This is a genomic window from Pedobacter sp., assembly GCF_031119335.1.
Lineage (GTDB): Bacteria > Bacteroidota > Bacteroidia > Sphingobacteriales > Sphingobacteriaceae > Pedobacter.
Genome location: NZ_JAVHXT010000003.1, coordinates 159,505 through 176,122 on the forward strand (window position 1 = coordinate 159,505; position 16,618 = coordinate 176,122).

Sequence of the window (16,618 nt, forward strand, 5' to 3'; positions counted from 1 at the left end):
TTATTATCTTGCTTTCTTCCGAAAGAAAACAATGTGAATTTACCTATCGTATCGTTAAGAATTGTACTAACTATTATGTTTTTCGCTTTTCCGAAAGCCTATTCACAAGTGTGCACAGGTGCTTTGGGCGATCCAGTTTTGGGAGCTGGAACAGATTTCGGACAAGGGACCAATGCTTTCGGAAATCCATTACCTACATCAGTAATAAGTTACACCTATGCTTTTAACTCGCCAAGCGACGGACAGTACACACTTGTAAAATCAACCAGAGGACTAAACTCTGGTTGGCATCAAGATGTGGTAAACCGAACACCTAATGACCCTAACGGGTATATGCTGTTAGTTAATGCAGATCATGCTCAGGGTATTTTTTATCAAAAAACAATAGATAACCTTTGTCCAAATAACACTTATGAATTTGCTTCATGGATTATAAATATTCTACGTAATCCGGGTATAAAGCCTAATGTAAAATTCACTATAGAAAACAACTATCAAAATAATATTACTGTACTTAAAGAGTTTTCTACTGGTGATATATTAGAAGGCACTGCTACCGATTGGAAGCAGTATGGTACTGTTTTCACTACACCTATAAATTTAGGAACGATTACTTTAAAAATGACTAATATTAATCCGGGAGGTCTTGGAAACGATTTGGCAATAGATGATATTACATTTCGCCCATGTGGACCAATCATTACTTCGTCGGTTACTAATGTGCTAAATTTTAACAACAACATTGCAAACATCTGTGAAGGAGAAAATAGAGGAAATATTACGTTACAAGCAAATGTTTCGTCGGGCTACAATATTCCTGAATTTCAGTGGCAAGAGTTATCAGGTTCTTTATGGGTTAATAGCAGTAAACCTGGATCAAAAACAACAAGATTAACCGTAAATTCTAACATTCTACCTCTTGGAAGTCATCGTTATCGCTTATTGGTAGCCGAAACCGGAAATATCAATACCATTAATTGTAGGGTAGTTTCTGAGGAAATTACGATAAAAGTAAACGCATTGCCTAGGCCTACTGCTGGTAACTCTGGTATTGCCTGTATTGGCAGCAACGTAAGGCTAACTGCTAGCGAAGGTGCTTCTTTTGTTTGGACAGCTCCCAACGGCGACATCATTTCTACACAACAAAATCCAATAATTAATAATATAACTTTGGCCCAGGCAGGTTTATATACTGTTGTAGCACGTAATGAACATGGATGCGAGGCCGCTCCAGTATCTACCAATGTAGAATTACATCCGGCAATTGTTGTGCAAACAAATATTAATTTCGCTACCTTTTGTGAAGATAGCACACCAATTCAGTTATCAGCATCTGGCGGCACTACTTACCGTTGGTCGCCATCAAATGGACTATCAGATCCTAATATTGCTAACCCCACAGCATCTCCTTCAGAAACAACAATCTACACAGTTACTGTTAGTAATAATTTTTGTACCAGTACCAGCATCATCCCCATTACCATTCAAGTTTTAAAGAAACCTATTGCAGATGCTGGCGAAAACAAAGAAATAGTTGGAAAGAAATCAACCACACTTAATGGACAGGTTTCTGGTGATAATATAACTGTAATGTGGACACCAACCGATTACTTAGATGATCCCACAAAAATAAACCCTATCGCTACCCCACCAACTGACATTACCTATAAGTTAACCGTAGTATCTGAATGCGGCATTGCAACCGATGAAACTTTTGTAAAGGTATATCCAGAGCTTAAAATACCAAATACTTTTACACCTAACGGCGATAATATTAATGACACATGGATAATACCAGCTATTTCCTCATTTGAAAATTTCCAGTTAAAGGTATTTAGTAGAAATGGGCAAATAGTATATGAAGGAACAAAAAACACCTCACCATGGAATGGAAAGTTAAAAAGTACTGATGCAGATTTACCGGCAGGGGTATACTACTACACCCTTTTCCTAGATAACGAGAAGCCTATTTACAAGGGTTGGATTATGATTGTGAGATAATATCATTTAGAATAAGTCAATATCATTTTGAAACACTATTTTTGAAGGAATGTATATCATCAAAGTTAAAGGCATTGCCAAAATACCCGATTACGTACAATTAAGAGACGAAAAATTTACTTTGCTAGCTTACTTTAGGGTAGATAGGCCTGATAAATCTTTAGAGAAATTGGGCTTTGGGGATAAACAAGAGAAAATAATGAACTTTATAAACGAGTTGCCTTTTGGACAGGTAACTAAATTAGACATTTAACATGGCAGTAAACGCAGAAAACGTTATTTCTTTAAACAATGTTGATGTTTTTCAGCAGAAACACTTAGTACTATCTAACGTAAAACTTGATATAGCTAAAGGTGAATTTGTATTTTTAATTGGCGCTACTGGTTCTGGAAAAAGTAGTTTATTAAAAATTATTTATGGCGATTTACACATTGGTAACGGCGAGGGAAGTGTAGCTAATTTCGACCTAAAAAATCTTAAGGAAAAAGAAGTTCCCTACTTAAGAAGAAAGTTAGGTATCGTTTTCCAAGATTTTCAGTTATTGAGCGATAGAACGATAGAACAAAACCTAGAATTTGTTTTAAAAGCTACTGGCTGGAAAGACAAAAATCTCATCACCGAACGCATTAAGGATGTTTTAGAGAAAGTTGGTTTGCGTTCTAAAATTAAAAAAATGCCTCACGAAATGTCGGGTGGCGAGCAACAACGTATTGTAATTGCCAGAGCTTTATTGAACAATCCAGAAATTATTTTAGCCGATGAGCCAACCGGTAACTTAGACCCAGAAACCTCTGAAGAAATTGTGCTTTTATTAAAGCAAATTAGCCAAAACGGTACTGCGGTTTTAATGGCTACCCACGATTACCATATCATTCGTACCTTCCCTTCCCGTATCATTAAGTGCGAAAATGGATTGGTACATGAAGATGTGCAGATTGCTTAGAAAGGCCTGAAGACTAAAGTAGGAAGTTCGAAACAAAATAGCCCATTAAATAACAACCAGCAATTTAACAGCCCATATTCTGACAAAATATTAATTTACAGCCATTCTGTTAGTCTAACTTGACGTAAAACTGACAGCATGGCTGTTTTATTTGCATTGGCAAAAAATTTGTGAACAAGCCTTGCAAAGGAATCCCGTTGGAATAAAATACGAGTATACCATGTTTAACAAGAAGAAAAAGGAAGAAGAACCAGTGATTGAAAATAATACAGCCGAAGAAACAGCGGAAAGCTTAAAAGACAACGTAGAAAATACGGCAGAGCAAGCTAACAATGAAACGGCTGGCGAACCTGCAGTAGAATTATCTGTAGAAGAGAAATTACAACAACAAGTGGCAGAATTGAACGACAAATATTTACGTTTATTTGCCGAGTTCGACAACTTTAAACGCCGTACGCAAAAAGAACGTGTAGAGTTATTGCAAACCGCAGGTAAAGATATAGTTGTTTCGCTTTTACCTGTTTTAGACGATTTTGAACGTGCAATTAAAGCAACTGAAAAATCTACAGAAGTTGCGCCAGTTCGCGAAGGCATTGAATTGGTACAAACTAAACTTAAGAGCATTTTAAGTCAAAAAGGGTTAAAAGAAATTGAAAGCTTAAATACTCCTTTTGATACAGATTTACACGAAGCAATTACTCAAATTCCTTCGCCAACAGACGAGCAAAAAGGAAAAGTAATTGACGAGTTGGAAAAAGGTTACACGCTTAACGACAAAGTAGTTCGTTTTGCTAAAGTTGTAGTGGGGGCATAAAAAATTTTGAATGATTAAATTTTGAATGATTGAATAATAAATTCGTTCATTTTCTCATTTAGTCATTTAATCATTAATAAAAGATGAGCAAAAGAGATTATTACGACGTACTTGGAGTTGCTAAAGGTGCATCGGCGGAAGAAATTAAAAAAGCTTACCGTAAGCTAGCAATTAAATATCACCCCGATAAAAACCCTGATGACAAATCTGCAGAAGATAAGTTTAAGGAAGCTGCCGAGGCTTACGAGGTATTGAGCAGTCCAGAGAAAAAGCAACGCTACGATCAGTTTGGACATGCTGGTGTTGGTGGTGCTGCTGGTGGTGGTTACGGCGGCGGCGGCATGAACATGGAAGATATCTTCAGTCAGTTTGGAGATATTTTTGGCGGCGGCGGTGGCAGCCCATTTGATAGTTTCTTTGGCGGTGGACAATCTAGAGGTGGCCGTAGAGTTACTAAAGGGTCTAATCTACGTATCAAAGTAAAGCTAACCTTAGAAGAAATTGCCAATGGTGCTGAGAAAAAAATTAAAGTTAATAAACAAGTAAGCTGCAAAACCTGCGATGGTACCGGAGCAAAGGATAAAGGTTCGGTAAGCACTTGTAAAACTTGCGGTGGCGCTGGTTCGGTACGTAGGGTTACCAACACCATTTTAGGTCAGATGCAAACCACTGCTACCTGCCCTACTTGTCACGGTAGCGGACAACAGATTACTGCAAAATGTGGTTCTTGCCACGGCGATGGAACTGTTCGTGGAGAAGAAACCATTTCTATCAATATTCCTGCGGGTGTGAGTGAAGGTATGCAATTGAGCATGGCTGGCAAAGGAAATGCCGCTCCAAATGGCGGTGTTCCTGGAGATTTGATTATCTTAATTGAAGAAACTCCGCACGAAACTTTAAAAAGAGAAGGCAATAACGTAGTTTATGATTTGCATGTAAGTATTCCAGAGGCCGCTTTGGGCGCAAGCGTAGAAGTTCCTACTATTGATGGTAAAGCTAAAATTAAAATTGAGCCGGGTACACAAAGCGGAAAACTGTTGCGCTTAAAAGGAAAAGGTATTCCAGAAGTGAATTCTTACCATAGAGGTGACCAAATTATACACGTAAACATTTGGACACCTAAAGCTTTAAACAGTGAAGAAAGAGCATTACTTGAAAAATTGAGAGAGTCTCCAAACTTTAAACCACAACCTGGTAAAAACGACAAGAGTTTCTTCGATAAAATGAAAGAATATTTCGAATAATAATAGAAATCCCGCATCAAGCGGGATTTTTTGTTTAACCACATATACACAAATAATATGAGATTAATATTTAAAAAATCTGTGCATCTGTGGCTAAAAGAGAATAAAAATCTGACAAAAAGTAGACAAAGAATTTTCATCAACTATAAAAAAATATAAATCCTTATTCTACATTTGACGCCATCATGAGAGTTGCGCTTATATTTTGTTTTTCTCTGTTTTTCCTCTTATTTAAGGGTAATGAGAGTGCATATGCAACGGCCACACGCATCTCTCAAGGAAACAAATATCTTCATAAAGCTTCTTCAACACAGAAACATCACAATCCTTTTCATAAAAATACAAGCACTCATATTCAAAAAACTTTTTCTTCGAAAGATGTAAATTACATTGAAGAGTGCCAAGATGAGGATGAGAACAATTCGAAAAAAGCTTTACTTAGCTTTAAACAGGCTGGTTATTTTTGCTATGCTTTATTAGTAGGAAATCTTAAAAGCATTAAAAAGCTTGCACTACCCTATTGCGAGCATCTTTCTTACACCTCAAGTTTCAAATATCTTCTACTGAGAGTTTTCAGGATTTGATACCCTAATTTACTTTAAACGATTATTTATCGAAATAATTCTGCTTGCCTTATACTGGCAATGGCATGTATTATATTGATATCTATCCAAATCATTCTAGTAAATAACAAGAGCCCACAATGATGTTAATGAACCGTTGTGATGCCCATTCATAAAATAAAATCCCGATTACATATAATGAAAAATATTATAATGCTCGCAAGTATATGCGCTGTGCTATTTTCTAGCTGCGCATCAAAACATGAAGAAAAAGAAGAAGAAACCAACTACACTGCAACTAGCCCGATTACTGTTGATACTTCCTTCATTAAAGAATATGTGTCTCAAATTCGCTCGGTTCGCAATATTGAGTTGAGAGCGCAAGAAAAAGGCTTTTTAGAACGAATTTATGTAGACGAAGGTCAAACGGTAAAAGCTGGTCAACTGCTTTTTAAAATTATGCCTAAAATGTACGAAGCAGAAGTACTAAAAGCAGAAGCAGAAGTGAATGCTGCCGAAATTGAAGTAGCCAACACCAAATTATTGGCAGATAAAAATGTAGTAGCACAGAATGAATTGGCTATGGCCAAAGCAAAATTGGCACAAGCCAAAGCAAGTTCATCGCTAGCAAAATTGCATTTATCATTTACAGAAATTAGAGCGCCTTTTAGCGGCACTATCGACCGCTTGCCTAAAAAACTAGGTAGCTTAATTGATGAAGGTGAATTATTGACTACCCTTTCTGATAATAGCGAAATGTTTGCCTATTTCAACGTTTCAGAACCTGAGTATTTGAACTTCCAACAATCAAAATCTAGCCACAACCAATCGGTTGATTTACTGTTAGCCAATGGCGAAACTTTAAACGGAAAAGGTAAAGTAGAAACTATTGAAGGTGAATTTGACCCCGAAACGGGTAACATCGCCTTTAGGGCAAAATTTCCAAATCCTAAACAGTTACTGAGAAATGGTGAAACTGGAAAAGTGCAAATGGTTATTCCTTTGAAAAATGCCTTAATCATTCCTCAAAAAGCCACTTACGAACTACAAGACAAAAATTATGTATTTGTGATTGAGAAAAACGGCACCGTAAAATCTAGAGAAATTAAGATTGGTGGCGAGCTACCAGATATTTACGTTGTAGTAAGTGGCTTGCAAAAAGGCGATAAAATTGTACTTGATGGTGTGCAGAAAGTGAAAGATGACGAGAAAATCAAGTTCACTTTCTTAGAACCAAAACAAGTGTTAAGCCAATTACAATTAAAAGCAGAGTAGACCAATTTCCCTGAAAAAATTATGTTTAGTAAATTCATAAAAAGACCAGTGCTATCCATTGTGATATCACTAGTTATCGTATTTATGGGTGTGCTGGCTTTGGTTGGCCTGCCCGTAACCCAATTGCCAAATATCTCGCCACCCATGGTAAACATTGTGGCCGAATATCCAGGCGCAAACAACGAATTATTAATTAAAGCAGTTGTTATCCCTTTGGAAAGAGCATTAAATGGTATCCCGGGAATGAAATACATGACTTCTGACGCTGGTAACGATGGTGAATGTTCGATACAATTGGTATTTAACCTCGGTACCGACCCAGACCAAGCGACATTGAACGTTCAAAATCGTGTGGCTGCTGTAACTAACAAGCTCCCTCCTTTGGTTATCCGTGAGGGTATCAAAATCAGTCGTCAACAACCTAATATGTTGATGTACGTGAATGTGTTCAGTAAAGACCCGCACATGAACGAAAACTTCTTGTACAACTATGCTGACATCAATGTAATTCCAGAATTAAAACGTGTGGAAGGTGTTGGTTTTGCAGATATTTTAGGTAACCGCGAATATGCCATGCGTATTTGGCTAAAGCCTGATAAAATGTTGGCTTACAAAATCTCTTCTGAGGAAGTTTTAGAAGCATTGAATAATCAAAGTTTCGAAGCATCGCCAGGAAAAACAGGCGAAGCTTCAGGTAAACGTTCAGAATCTTTCGAGTACGTATTGAAATACCCAGGACGTTTCACCAAAGAAGACGACTATAAAAACATCGTTTTACGAGCTAGTGCCAATGGAGAGTTATTGAGATTAAAAGACGTTGCCGATGTAGAATTTGGCAGTGCCATGTACGATTTGTATTCGCACATCAACGGAAAACCTTCTGCAGCCATAGTACTTAAACAATCTTACGGCAGTAATGCGCAAGAAGTAATTGAGAACGTAAAGAAACGTTTGGAGGAAATTAAAGCCGAAAATTTCCCCAAAGGAATGGATTATGAAATCAGTTATGACGTTTCGAAATTCTTAGATGCTTCAATAGAAAAAGTAGTTCATACGCTAATCGAAGCTTTCATCTTAGTAGGTTTAGTGGTTTTCATTTTCTTGGGCGATTGGCGTTCTACTTTAATTCCTGCCATTGCGGTACCCGTTTCGCTGATAGGTTCGTTTATTTTCATGCAGTTTTTCGGCATCACACTTAATCTCATCACGCTTTTTGCGTTGGTGCTGGCTATCGGTATCGTCGTCGATGATGCCATTGTGGTGATTGAAGCCGTGCATAGTAAGATGGAAGCCGACAAGCGCTTATCTGTGCTGAAAGCTACACAGTTGGCATTAACAGATATTGGTGGCGCCATTGTAGCCATCACCTTTTTAATGGCTTCGGTATTTATTCCTGTGGCATTTATGTCGGGTCCAGTCGGTGTGTTTTACCGCCAGTTTTCTATCACTATGGCAACTGCAATTATCCTTTCGGGTGTTGTGGCTTTAACGTTAACGCCAGCTTTGTGCGCCATTATGTTGAAGAAACATAGCGGAAATCATGATAAGAAAAAATCGATTATTGATAAAGGGCTGGATGCTTTTAATGCTTGGTTCTTTAAATTAACTGGTCGTTACCAAAAAGTAATGACTAAAGTGGTTACACGTAAAATGGCCATTTTTGGTACTCTTGGTCTATTTTGCGTGGCCACTTATTTCTTAAGTAATTCCGTACCATCGGGATTTATTCCTAACGAAGACCAAGGGATGATTTACGCCATCATTCAAACTCCTCCAGGTTCTACCCTAGAAAGAACTAATCAGATTTCTGAAAAACTGGAAAAAATTTGTGAGGAAATTGAAGGTGTGAGTTCGGTATCTGCCCTAGCGGGATACGAGGTGTTAACCGAAGGTACAGGCGCAAACTCAGGTACTTGTTTAATTAACCTTAAGGATTGGAAAGACCGTAAAAATACAGCTCAAGATATCATCAAAGAACTTGAAGAAAAATCTAAAGATATGCCAGGGGCGATGGTGGAATTTTTCCAACCACCTGCTATCCCAGGATATGGTGCTGCTGGTGGTTTCGAGTTGCGTTTATTGGACAAAGTGGGAAGAAACAATTATGTAGAAATGGAAAAAGTGAGCAAGGATTTTGTGAAAGAGCTGAACAAACGTCCAGAATTACAATCCGTATTTACTTTCTATAGTGCCAGTTTCCCTCAATACATGCTCAATATCGACAACGACAAAGCCCAACAAAAAGGTGTAACACCTGAGAAAGCACTAGAAACGTTGTCAGATTTAATTGGCAGTAATTACGAAACCAACTTTATCAAGTTTGGTAGGCAGTACAAGGTAATTGTTCAATCGTTGCCACAATACAGAGCTTTACCAGCCGATGTGATGAAACTGTACGTTAAAAACAACAGAGATGAAATGGTTCCTTTTTCGTCATTCATGACTATGAAAAAAGTTTACGGACTTTCAGAAATCACACGTCACAACATGTACAACTCTGCCGAAATCAACGGTTCGCAAGCCATTGGTTATAGCTCTGGCGATGCATTAAAAGCGGTAGCAGAAGTCGCCAAGAAAACACTACCAAGAGGTTATGGTATCGATTGGGCGGGTATTTCCAAAGACCAAACTTCAAGAGGTAATGAGGCTATTTACATCTTCCTGATTTGTTTAGGTTTCGTTTACCTAGTGCTTGCAGCTCAATATGAGAGCTTTATCTTGCCATTGGCAGTTATCGTTTCTCTACCTGCCGGGATATTTGGTGCATTTCTTTTCTTGCAATTGTTAGGATTGGAAAACAACATCTATGCTCAGGTATCCATGGTAATGTTGATTGGTTTGCTCGGTAAAAATGCTGTATTGATTGTAGAGTTTGCGGCACAGAAACATGCAGAAGGCAAAACAATTTTAGCAGCTGCCATGGAAGGTGCTGTAGTAAGGTTCCGCCCTATTTTAATGACATCATTTGCCTTTATTGCAGGTTTAATTCCATTGGTTTTTGCAAATGGTCCCGGTGCTATTGGTAACCGTACCATTGGTTCGGCTGCTGCTGGAGGAATGCTACTGGGTACACTATTCGGCGTAATTCTCATTCCGGGGCTATACTACGTTTTCGGCACTATTGCCAGCAAACGCAAACTCATCAAAATTGAAGACGAACATCCATTAACCGAAGAAATTGAAGGCAATGTTTAATAAAAATCATCATAAAATATTAGGATTTGCTTTATTGACCTTAGTCTATACAAGCTGCAAAATCCCTGCTATTGTTCGAAAAACAGAAAACAAGAGCACCCCTAGTGCTTATGCAAAAAACACTAGCGATACCACCAATGTGGCCAACATCAAATGGAAAGATTTCTTTAAAGACCAATATTTAACCAACTTGATTGACACTGCTTTGCAAAACAATCAGGAGTTGAATATCACTTTACAGGAAATTGAAATTGCTAGGAATGAAGTAAGAGCACGAAAAGGTGAAATTCTGCCAAGCGTTGGTTTAAAAGCTGGTGCTGGTTTAGAGAAAGTAGGCAAGTACACCAGTCAGGGTGCAGGCGATGCCAGTACGGAGATTAAACCTGGCAAAGAAATGCCGGAACCCCTACCCGACTACCTAGTTGGTTTGTACGCCAATTGGGAAGTTGATATTTGGCACAAATTGCGTAATGCTAAAAAGGCAGCTTACACCAGATATCTATCATCTGTAGAAGGGAAAAACTTTGTTGTAACGAGCTTGGTAGCAGAAGTTGCCAACTCTTACTACGAGTTGTTGGCCTTGGATAATCAATTAGATATGGTTCGTAAAAACATCGAGTTGCAAACCAATGCATTGGCAGTCGTAAAAATCCAAAAAGAAGCTACCCGAGTTACTGAATTAGCTGTTCGTAAATTTGAAGCAGAGGTGCTAAGCTCTAGAAGTTTGGAATACGATATTCTTCAAAAGATTACCGAGACGGAAAATAAAATCAACTTTTTATTGGGCAGATATCCGCAGCACATTGCGAGGGATAAAAATGTTTTCGAAACTGGTTTGGCAAATAACTTAAGCACCGGAATTCCTTCACAATTATTGGCTAACCGCCCAGATATTAAACAAGCAGAGTTAGATTTAATTGCAGCAAAGCTGGATGTTAAAGTAGCGAAAGCACAATTCTATCCTTCGTTTGGCATTTCTGCAGCTTTAGGCTTTCAGGCATTTAATCCTTCCTATTTGGTGAAGATGCCAGAGTCGATGTTATATTCTGTAGCAGGTGATATAGCAGCACCTTTAATTAACAGAAATGCGATTAAAGCAAGTTACTTCACGGCTAATGCAAAACAAATCCAAGCGGTTTATCAATACGAAAGAAGCATTTTGAATGGATATATCGAAGTAGCTAACCAATTGGCCAGCATTAGCAATTTAGGAAAAAGCTACGAACTTAAAGATAAGCAAGTGCAGGCTTTAACCCAATCTATCGAGATTTCTAACGATTTATTTAAATCTACCAGAGCCGATTATTTAGAAGTGTTAATGACACAGCGTGACGCTTTGGAAGCCAAATTAGAGCTGATAGAAACCAAGAAACAGCAATTGAATGCGATGGTAAAAGTTTATCAGGCATTGGGTGGCGGATGGAATTAATTAGCCAACTCGTCATTGCGAGGCACGAAGCAATCTTACAACTAATAATTAATAACTAAAGCTTTAAGATTGCTTCGTCGTTCCTTTCCGATCAATCGGAATAAACTCTCGCAATGACGAAAATGCTATAAAAAACCATCCGTAAATCATTTAATTAGTGTCGGGCTAATTATTTACTAGTGGAAAAGCCTCGGGAAACTGGGGCTTTTTTTTATGCTTACTGTTTTTATTCCCTATCTTGTGAACAACACTTAAATTAACTCCAATGAAGAAACTGTTTCTACTTTTACTTTTTATAACAAGCATTAACGCTCACGCACAACAAAAATCAGGTGCGCAACAATTTTGGGATTTGTTAAAACAGCACTGCGGCAAAGCCTACCAAGGTGAAGTAACACAAGGCATGACCGATACTTTTAAAAATGGTCCACTGGTAATGCATGTTAGAAAATGCAGCGATGGTTTAATTAAAATTCCGTTTTTTGTGGGCGATGATAAATCCAGAACTTGGGTTTTAACATTGAAGGATGACAGAATTTTATTAAAACACGACCATAGACATGTAGATGGTTCGGAAGATAAAGTAACGCAATATGGCGGCTTAACTTCTAACAGCGGAACGGCTAATCTTCAAATTTTCCCAGCTGACCAACAAACCGTAGATTTATTACCAGCAGCCGTAGGTAATGTTTGGTGGATTACCATCGACGGAGACAGCTTTACTTACAATCTTCGTCGTATTGGGAGCGACAGAATTTTTACGGTTAAATTTGATTTAAGTAAACCTGTAGCTACCCCTGCCGCACCGTGGGGCTGGAAAGATTAGTTAACCTGTAGGTAGTAAATATTAGGAATATAATTACTTATAATACCGGTTTCAGGCTGTTTTTCTACTCCGTTTACAGTTAGCTTAGCGAACCTAAAACTATCTTTATTTTTTTCGATATTGATTTTAAACGGGTCTTTCTGCCCTAGTTTCAAATAAAAATCCTTAGTTAGCGATGTAGCCAATCTTACAATTTCAGAAGAATGGAATTGATAAAAATCGAACTTGTTATTATTTTAATAAATACGCAGTAAAAGTTGTGTTCGCTACAAGTCAATTTGAAAACTCCTTCAAACTATCAATTAGAAGCGATGTTAATATACTTATTGAAATATGATGTCTAAACATTTTACGATATCGAAGTGTTATCTCCTGCAATGGAAAAACTTCAACACGCTGTTCACGTACTTTTATTTTTTACGTTAGGCTTCGCCGGACTTTACTTTTCTGCGCCTTTTGTGGTACCTATTGTTTTGGCGGCAGTATTATCGATGCTGTTTATTCGCTTAAGCAATTACTTTGAGCGCAAAGGCATGAGTAGAGGCATTGCCGGGCTTTGTTGCATGTTCCTTTTCATTAGCAGTATTTCGATTATCGTGGTATTGCTCTCTATACAATTATCTAGTTTGGCCGAAAACCTAGATGAAATGAAATCTAGGTTACTGAACTTATTTAACAACTTCAGAAACTGGATTAACAATACCGTTGGTATAGATCCAAAACAGCAGAAAGAATTGATAGAAAGTGGCAATGGCAATTCTGGAAATATGCTCTTTAGTTTCGCTTCTGGAATGTTTAGTGTAGCCGTTAATTCAGTTTTAGTGATTGTTTACATGTATTTGTTTTTAATTTATCGTGGACATATTAAACGTTTTATTTTAAAATTGGTTGCCCGAAAAGAGAAGGAAGATACAGATGAAGTTGTACATAAAGCAGGTAAAGTTTCCCAAAAATACCTGAGCGGATTAGCAGCCATGATTGGAATGCTTTGGGTAATGTATGGCATTGGTTTCAGTTTAATTGGTGTGGAAAATGCTATATTTTTTGCAGTGCTTTGTGGTTTACTGGAGATAATTCCTTTTGTAGGTAACATTACTGGCACTTCTATTACGGTTTTGGCAGTACTGGCGCAAGGAAATGGCAACGATAAAATTATTTGGGTTTTAGCTACCTATTTCATTGTTCAGTTTGTGCAAACTTACATTTTAGAACCCTTGGTAGTTGGTGAGCAAGTGAATATCAATCCGCTGTTTACCATTATGGCTATTGTTTTAGGCGAGATGGTTTGGGGCATTCCAGGTATGATTTTAGCAATTCCTTTAATTGGAATGGTAAAAATTATTTGTGATAGCCATCCCGATTTGCAGCCTTATGGTTATTTAATTGGACCCGAAAATCCACGAAAACAAAGAACAAGTGTGATTGATTATGTAAAACGGTTGTTCACGAAGAAGGATTAATTCTATATGTTTTGAACCACCTTAGACACCTAAGTTCATTTTAGTTTTTGGAAGTGTTCCCACCTCGCTTTAGATTTTTCTTTGCGTTGCTTTGCGAATACTTTAAATCCTTTGCGTTGAAATTGAACCGCAAAGAACAGAAGAGCAACGCAAAGGCCGCAAAGCTTTACAATTACTATAAACACCCCGGGCTTCAACCACCCTCCGATAAGTCGCAGGATGCCCAACGGGCGGAGGTTTTTGGCATTAAGGGAACAGTTTTTTGTTCATTAAACCTGATAGTAGTGGAAATACTTTTTGGAGCGTCATTTCGAACGCAGAGAGAAATCTGTCGCATAGATGCACTTAATTTTGAGATTTCTCTCTGCGTTCGAAATGACGGCAACAGAACGCAAAAAGATTGCAACGGATAGCAGGGCCACACCCTCCGATGAAAAACTGACATCCATTTTCTAAAAAAACACAAAATTTAAGTAACAAAACAGCCTTTTTGCTATCTTATCATCGAAACTAAACGATAGATATGTTAAGCGTAAAGAATATTGTAAAGCAGTATGCTACGCACCGTGCCTTAGATGATGTGAGTTTGGAAGTGGAGAAGGGCAAAATTTTCGGACTTTTGGGTCCAAACGGTGCTGGTAAAACCTCCCTCATTAGAATTATTACCCAAATTACAGCTCCCGATAGCGGAGAAGTATTTTTTAATGGCGAACGCCTGAACACCAACCACATTTCGCAAATTGGCTACCTGCCCGAGGAACGCGGACTCTACAAAAAAATGGAGATTGGCGAGCAAGTGCTTTACCTTTCCAAATTGAAAGGACTGAACAGTGCCGAGGCAACCAAACGCATTAAATATTGGTTCGAAAAGCTGGAAATGAAGGATTGGTGGAACAAAAAAGTGGAAGATTTGAGTAAGGGAATGCAGCAAAAGGTACAATTTGTAGCCACGGTTTTGCACCAACCTGAACTGATTATATTGGACGAACCTTTCTCTGGTTTTGACCCTGTGAATGCAGATATCATCAAAAATGAAATCTTAGAACTGAACAAAAACGGCGCTACGTTTATTTTCTCTACACACCGCATGGAAAGCGTGGAAGAGCTTTGCGACAATATTGCACTGATTAATAAATCTAAAAAGATATTGGATGGTGCTGTAGATGACATTAAAGCCAGCTATCGCAGCAATACTTATTGGGTAGAATACGAGGGCGATTACAGCGCTACCAGCAACGAAATTTACAGCGTGCTGCAAAGCGAAAAAGTTAAAGGCCACCAGGTGGTTAAATTGAAATTGAACGAAAACCGTACAGCTAATGAGGCTTTAGCGCAATTGCTGCCGCTTGTGAACATTCATCGTTTAGATGAAGTGATACCAACCATGAACGATATTTTTATTGAAAAAGTGAAAGGACAAAGCCATGAATAAGATTTTACTCATTATCCAAAGGGAATATTTTTCGAGAGTAAAAAAGAAATCGTTCATTGTGATGACTTTCTTAACGCCGCTGTTAATTGCAGGTGTTTATGCGCTAATTGGTTATTTCACGTACAAAGGAATTAAGGACACACACGATAACGTTGCGGTGGTTAGCGATAACAAAACCTTAACCGAGCAGCTACAAACGGACAAAAACACATCGTACACTTACCTTAAATCGAGTTTGGAAGATGCGAAAAAAGACCTCAACAAATCTGATTACGATTATATCCTTTACCTACCTGAATTTACTTTAGAAGCCCCAAAGGGCATTGAATTATTTGGCGCCAAGCAAGCGGGAATGTCGCTAAACAGACGTATTTCTGGCGATATTGAGGAGTTGATTAGGACGCAGAAGCTAAAGCAGTCGGGCATTTCGCAGGCCGATTTAGATAAGCTAAAAACAGACGTGGATATCACTACGAAAAAAATTGCCGAAACTGGCGACGAGAAAGAGTCGAGCGCTGGTGCAAGTAGTTTTATTGCCTTTACCGCAGGTATCATGATGTTTATGTTCATTATGCTTTACGGCGTGCAGGTAATGCGTGGCGTTATTGAGGAAAAAACCAGCAGAATTATTGAGGTAATGGTATCGTCGGTAAAGCCTTTTCAGTTAATGATGGGTAAAATTATTGGCATTGCCTTGGTTGGTTTAACGCAGTTTATGTTGTGGATTGTGCTTACTTTGGCCATCAGCACGGCAGCGGTGAGCATTTTTGTGAATAAAGAAGATGTGAAGGAAATTGCTGCCGCCCAGGCGCAAAGTCAGGTCACGCAGGCTAATCCGCAGATGGCTGCTGCTTCAACACAAGCCGGACCAATTGGTGATATCCAAAAAAGTTTAGCTGGCCTTGATATCGGTAAAATTGTGTTTGTTTTCATCTTCTTCTTTTTGGGAGGATATTTATTCTACAGTGCCTTGTATGCTGCCATAGGTTCTGCCGTTGATAGCGAAACGGAAACCCAACAGTTTATGATGCCCGTAATGTTGCCGCTGTTGTTAGGTTATGCATTATCGCTAAGCGTGGTGACAAACGACCCTTATGGCAGCACCGCATTTTGGTTGTCGATGGTGCCATTTACTTCTCCTATTGCCATGGTAGTACGTATACCTTATGGCGTACCAACTTGGGAACTGGTATTGTCTATGGCGGTATTGGTTGCTGGCTTTGTTGCCACAGTGTGGATAGCTGGCAGAATTTACCGTGTTGGTATTTTAATGTACGGCAAGAAAACTACTTTTAAGGAAATGTTTAAGTGGTTTACTTATAAGAATTAGAGGAAAAACACTACAGCGTAATTTGCTTAAAAGACTTACGAAGTTTCCCAAACTTCGTAAGTCTACTTTAATTCTTGCCGGATGCAGAGAGAGTTTATTCCGATT

At 38.4% G+C, this 16,618-nt stretch carries 12 protein-coding genes; all 12 read left to right on the forward strand.

Features of this window, described 5'->3' with window-relative positions; all coding sequences use genetic code 11:
• The first annotated feature begins 33 nt into the window (after positions 1 to 33).
• The 12 genes from REI64_RS04635 (at position 34) to REI64_RS04690 (ending at position 16,513) form a co-directional block, all read left to right on the forward strand.
• Positions 34 to 2,001: a gliding motility-associated C-terminal domain-containing protein gene (locus REI64_RS04635; RefSeq protein ID WP_308848935.1), complete on the forward strand. Its 1,968-nt coding sequence runs from the start codon at positions 34 to 36 to the stop codon at positions 1,999 to 2,001.
• A gap of 49 nt (positions 2,002 to 2,050) precedes the next feature.
• On the forward strand, positions 2,051 to 2,254 hold the full coding sequence (locus tag REI64_RS04640) for a fructose-6-phosphate aldolase (RefSeq protein WP_308848936.1): 204 nt from the start codon (positions 2,051 to 2,053) through the stop codon (positions 2,252 to 2,254).
• A gap of 1 nt (position 2,255) precedes the next feature.
• A complete protein-coding gene (locus REI64_RS04645; RefSeq protein ID WP_308848937.1) occupies positions 2,256 to 2,945 on the forward strand; it encodes an ATP-binding cassette domain-containing protein in 690 nt (229 codons plus the stop codon).
• 220 nt (positions 2,946 to 3,165) lie between these two features.
• Complete coding sequence (locus REI64_RS04650) at positions 3,166 to 3,759, forward strand: nucleotide exchange factor GrpE (protein WP_308848938.1); 594 nt, start codon at positions 3,166 to 3,168, stop codon at positions 3,757 to 3,759.
• An 83-nt stretch (positions 3,760 to 3,842) separates the two neighbouring features.
• On the forward strand, positions 3,843 to 5,003 hold the full coding sequence (gene dnaJ / locus REI64_RS04655; RefSeq protein ID WP_308848939.1) for a molecular chaperone DnaJ: 1,161 nt from the start codon (positions 3,843 to 3,845) through the stop codon (positions 5,001 to 5,003).
• Positions 5,004 to 5,764: 761 nt separating this feature from the next.
• On the forward strand, positions 5,765 to 6,841 hold the full coding sequence (locus REI64_RS04660) for an efflux RND transporter periplasmic adaptor subunit (protein WP_308848940.1): 1,077 nt from the start codon (positions 5,765 to 5,767) through the stop codon (positions 6,839 to 6,841).
• Between the two features lie 21 nt (positions 6,842 to 6,862).
• Positions 6,863 to 10,036 (forward strand): efflux RND transporter permease subunit, encoded by a 3,174-nt coding sequence (locus REI64_RS04665; protein WP_308848941.1) that lies wholly within the window; start codon positions 6,863 to 6,865, stop codon positions 10,034 to 10,036.
• Entirely contained in the window at positions 10,029 to 11,465 is a 1,437-nt protein-coding gene (locus REI64_RS04670; protein ID WP_308848942.1) for a TolC family protein, read from the forward strand. The genes REI64_RS04665 and REI64_RS04670 overlap by 8 nt, the downstream gene beginning before the upstream one ends.
• 265 nt (positions 11,466 to 11,730) lie before the next feature.
• Positions 11,731 to 12,291 carry a hypothetical protein gene (locus tag REI64_RS04675; RefSeq protein WP_308848943.1) on the forward strand — a complete coding sequence of 187 codons (561 nt, stop codon included), beginning with the start codon at positions 11,731 to 11,733 and terminating at the stop codon, positions 12,289 to 12,291.
• 377 nt (positions 12,292 to 12,668) lie between these two features.
• Positions 12,669 to 13,751 (forward strand): AI-2E family transporter, encoded by a 1,083-nt coding sequence (locus REI64_RS04680; RefSeq protein ID WP_308848944.1) that lies wholly within the window; start codon positions 12,669 to 12,671, stop codon positions 13,749 to 13,751.
• A gap of 523 nt (positions 13,752 to 14,274) precedes the next feature.
• On the forward strand, positions 14,275 to 15,183 hold the full coding sequence (locus REI64_RS04685; RefSeq protein WP_308848945.1) for an ABC transporter ATP-binding protein: 909 nt from the start codon (positions 14,275 to 14,277) through the stop codon (positions 15,181 to 15,183).
• Positions 15,176 to 16,513, forward strand: coding sequence for an ABC transporter permease (locus REI64_RS04690; RefSeq protein ID WP_308848946.1), 1,338 nt, complete (start codon positions 15,176 to 15,178; stop codon positions 16,511 to 16,513). The genes REI64_RS04685 and REI64_RS04690 overlap by 8 nt, the downstream gene beginning before the upstream one ends.
• Positions 16,514 to 16,618 lie beyond the last annotated feature (105 nt).

Coding starts and splice junctions, on each gene's coding strand:
- REI64_RS04640 (WP_308848936.1), top strand. CDS start 2,051: ATGTATATCATCAAAGTTAAAGGCATTGCCAAAATACCCGATTACGTA.
- REI64_RS04645 (WP_308848937.1), top strand. CDS start 2,256: ATGGCAGTAAACGCAGAAAACGTTATTTCTTTAAACAATGTTGATGTT.
- REI64_RS04650 (WP_308848938.1), top strand. CDS start 3,166: ATGTTTAACAAGAAGAAAAAGGAAGAAGAACCAGTGATTGAAAATAAT.
- dnaJ (WP_308848939.1), top strand. CDS start 3,843: ATGAGCAAAAGAGATTATTACGACGTACTTGGAGTTGCTAAAGGTGCA.
- REI64_RS04660 (WP_308848940.1), top strand. CDS start 5,765: ATGAAAAATATTATAATGCTCGCAAGTATATGCGCTGTGCTATTTTCT.
- REI64_RS04665 (WP_308848941.1), top strand. CDS start 6,863: ATGTTTAGTAAATTCATAAAAAGACCAGTGCTATCCATTGTGATATCA.
- REI64_RS04670 (WP_308848942.1), top strand. CDS start 10,029: ATGTTTAATAAAAATCATCATAAAATATTAGGATTTGCTTTATTGACC.
- REI64_RS04675 (WP_308848943.1), top strand. CDS start 11,731: ATGAAGAAACTGTTTCTACTTTTACTTTTTATAACAAGCATTAACGCT.
- REI64_RS04680 (WP_308848944.1), top strand. CDS start 12,669: ATGGAAAAACTTCAACACGCTGTTCACGTACTTTTATTTTTTACGTTA.
- REI64_RS04685 (WP_308848945.1), top strand. CDS start 14,275: ATGTTAAGCGTAAAGAATATTGTAAAGCAGTATGCTACGCACCGTGCC.
- REI64_RS04690 (WP_308848946.1), top strand. CDS start 15,176: ATGAATAAGATTTTACTCATTATCCAAAGGGAATATTTTTCGAGAGTA.